General features: G+C 72.0%; 2 protein-coding genes. Both read left to right on the top strand.

Features of this window, described 5'->3' with window-relative positions:
• The first annotated feature begins 168 nt into the window (after nt 1–168).
• Nucleotides 169–2,247, top strand: coding sequence for a SpoIIE family protein phosphatase (locus GXP76_RS34945; RefSeq protein WP_242575637.1), 2,079 nt, complete (start codon nt 169–171; stop codon nt 2,245–2,247).
• A gap of 130 nt (nt 2,248–2,377) precedes the next feature.
• A partial coding sequence (locus tag GXP76_RS34940; protein WP_242575636.1) for a wax ester/triacylglycerol synthase family O-acyltransferase occupies nt 2,378–2,927 on the top strand: 550 nt, incomplete at its 3' end.

Raw genomic sequence — 2,927 nt, 5'->3', positions numbered from 1 at the left:
GCACGCTGCCCGCCGACGGTCTCGCCCCGTCGGGGGCCGAGGACGACCCGGCCGGGTCCGTCACCTTCCAGGGCTGACCGCCGGCCCCCGGCCAGGCCCGCCCCCGCACCTGTGCCAGGTGCCACCCGACCAGTCGAGATATCTGACAAATGATGACAGAGTGACTCCATGGTTGATCGGGAAGCGGGGCCCCCGTCGCTCCCCGACGACTGGCCCGCGAAGCCGGAAGTGAGCCTGTGCCTCAACGGCATGGGCTGCTTCGACTGGGACATGGGCAGCGGCCTGCTCCACATGGACGGAGTGGCGCTGGAGATCCTCGATCTGACCGACGACGAATACGACGGCACGCGCGCGATGCTCCTGGAACGCCTGCCGCCCAGCGAGAACGAACGGCTCGACTCCCTGGTCGGGGAGGCGATCAGCCGCGGCGACGACAGCTGCGGCGCGTACTTCCGGGTCCGGCGCCGTGACGGCACCCTGCGCTGGACGCACGCGCAGGGCTCCGTCCGCCGCGACGCCACCGGACATCCGCGCCGCCTCGTCGGCATCATGCGCGACGCCACCCAGGAACTCGCCGACTCGATGGCGCGGCTCGAACTGGACGAGGAGCGCCGGCGCAGGACCAGCGTCGTCGAGGGCGCGACGGCCGCCCTCGCGCACGCCCGGACGGTCCAGGACGTCATCGACGTGCTCAAGCACTCCGACGGACTCGAACACCTCGGTGCCACCAGCATGGTCATGGGTCTTCTCGACTCGGGACGCATCCATCTCGTCGCCGAGGGGCCCGCGGGCTCCTTCGTGCCGGGGACACGCGTCACACGGGTGGACGAGGAGTACCCGATGAGCGAGGTGATCCGCACGCTCAGCCCGCGGTTCATCGAGTCCGCGAACGACTTCGCCGTCTCCTACTCGGGTCTGTGGCCCCACATCAGCCATCTCGGCATCACCGCGGCGGCCTATCTGCCGCTGATCGCGCAGGGCCGCCCCATCGGGGCCGTCGGGCTGCTGTACGGAGACAAGATCGGCTTCAGCCCCGAGGACCGCAATCTGCTGGTCGCGCTCGGCAGCAGCATCGCCCAGAGCCTTCAGCGCGCCGTCCTGTTCGAGCAGGAGCACGATCTCGCCGAGGGGCTCCAGCAGGCGATGCTGCCGCGCCGTATCCCCGCCGTGCCCGGCGCCGAGATCGCCGTCCGCTACCGGTCGGCCCGGCTCGGCAGGGACATCGGCGGCGACTGGTACGACGTCGTCCCGCTGCCCGGCGGCCGGGTCGGCGCGGTCATCGGAGACGTACAGGGACACGACACCGACGCCGCGGCCGTGATGGGACAGCTGCGGATCGTCCTGCGGGCGTACGCGGCCGAGGGCCACACCCCGGCCACGGTGATGGCGCGCGCCTCGGTCTTCCTGCACGAACTCGACACCGACCGCTTCGCGACGTGCGTCTACGCGGAGGCCGACCTGGCCACGGGCGTCGTCCGGCTGGTCCGGGCCGGCCATGTCGATCCGATGATCCGGGACACCGACGGCAGTTGCCGAAGGCTGCCCGCGGAGGGCGGGCTGCCGCTGGGTCTGTCGGCGGAGTTCGGCCGGCTCGACTACCCGGTGAACACCGTCGAACTCGATCCCGGCCAGACGCTGGTCCTCTACACCGACGGTCTCGTGGAGATCCCCGGAGTGGATCTGGAGGAGGGGATACAGAGGCTCGCCGGTCTGGTCGCCGGCGGCCCGCGCGACCTCCAGGAGCTGGCCGACCGACTGTGCGAGGCGGTCGACGAGCGGGGCGGCGAGGACGACGTCGCCGTACTGCTGCTGCGCAGGCGGGGCGCGTACGCGGGCAGGACCGGCGGCAAGCTCCAGCAGCACGTCGGTCAGGGCGATCCCGGGGCGCTGTCGTCGGCCCGTCATATGGTCCGGGCGGCGGTGCGCGCGTGGGGTGCGGGCGACCGGTCGGACGATGTCGAGCTGGTGGCGGACGAGCTGATGACCAACGCGCTGACGCACACCGACGGCGATTCGACCGTGACCGTGCGGGTGCTGCCGGGGGTGGAGCGGCGGCTGCGGCTGGAGGTCGAGGACCGGTCGAGCGCGCTGCCCCGGATCCGGGACGCGGGGGAGTCGGGGGTGTCGGGCCGAGGTCTGGTGCTGGTGGACGCGCTGTCCGACGAGTGGGGTGTCGAGTCGCGCGGCAGCGGCAAATGCGTGTGGAGCGAGTTCGTCATCTCGGGCCGCCCGGAGCGGGACGGCTGACAGGGCAGCGGGGGGTGCATGGCATTACAGTTGAGCTAACTGTGCGTAACGCGTTCTTACGTGAACGTAACCGACCGCAGGTGATTGACTGCGGCTCCCGGCGCCACCCTCCGCGAGACATGGGGACCCCTTGACCACCGAGCTGCTGGCACCCCTCGACCTTGCTTTCTGGCATCTCGAATCCCCCGACCATCCGATGCACCTCGGCGCGCTCGCCGTCTTCGAGGCGGCGCCGGACGGCCCCGGCGCGCCCGGCGCGCGGACCGGTGCCGGTGACGGGGCGCTGCTGGACCTGCTGGCCACGCGCGCGGCGGCCGTCCCCCGGCTGCGGATGCTCGTACAGGACGTCCTGCTGCCCGTCGGCGGCGCCGCCTGGAGCGTGGACAAGGACTTCGACGTACGCAGACACGTCAGGCTCGTGGAGCTGCCGCCCGGAGATTTCGCCGAGGAGAGCGCGCGGCTCGCCGGGGAGCTGATGGAACGGCCGCTGGAGCGCGGCATCCCGCCCTGGGAGATGTACCTGCTGGCGGGCGGGCCGGTGCCGGGCGAGGCAACCGGCGGTGACGGATCGACCGGCGATGCGCCGGCCGGCCGGTCGTTCGCCGTCCTGGTGAAGCTGCACCACGCCCTCGCGGACGGCATGCGCGCCGTGGCCATCGGCGCCGGGATCTTCGACGAGA

This window comes from Streptomyces sp. NP-1717, assembly GCF_022695985.1.
Taxonomy (GTDB): Bacteria; Actinomycetota; Actinomycetes; order Streptomycetales; family Streptomycetaceae; genus Streptomyces.
The sequence above is the reverse complement of the archived record's forward strand: the minus strand, read 5'-3'. Positions and strand labels throughout refer to the sequence as shown.

Bases quoted from the DNA above. Each gene is read 5' to 3' on its own strand.
- GXP76_RS34945 (WP_242575637.1), top strand. From the start codon at position 169: ATGGTTGATCGGGAAGCGGGGCCCCCGTCGCTCCCCGACGACTGGCCC.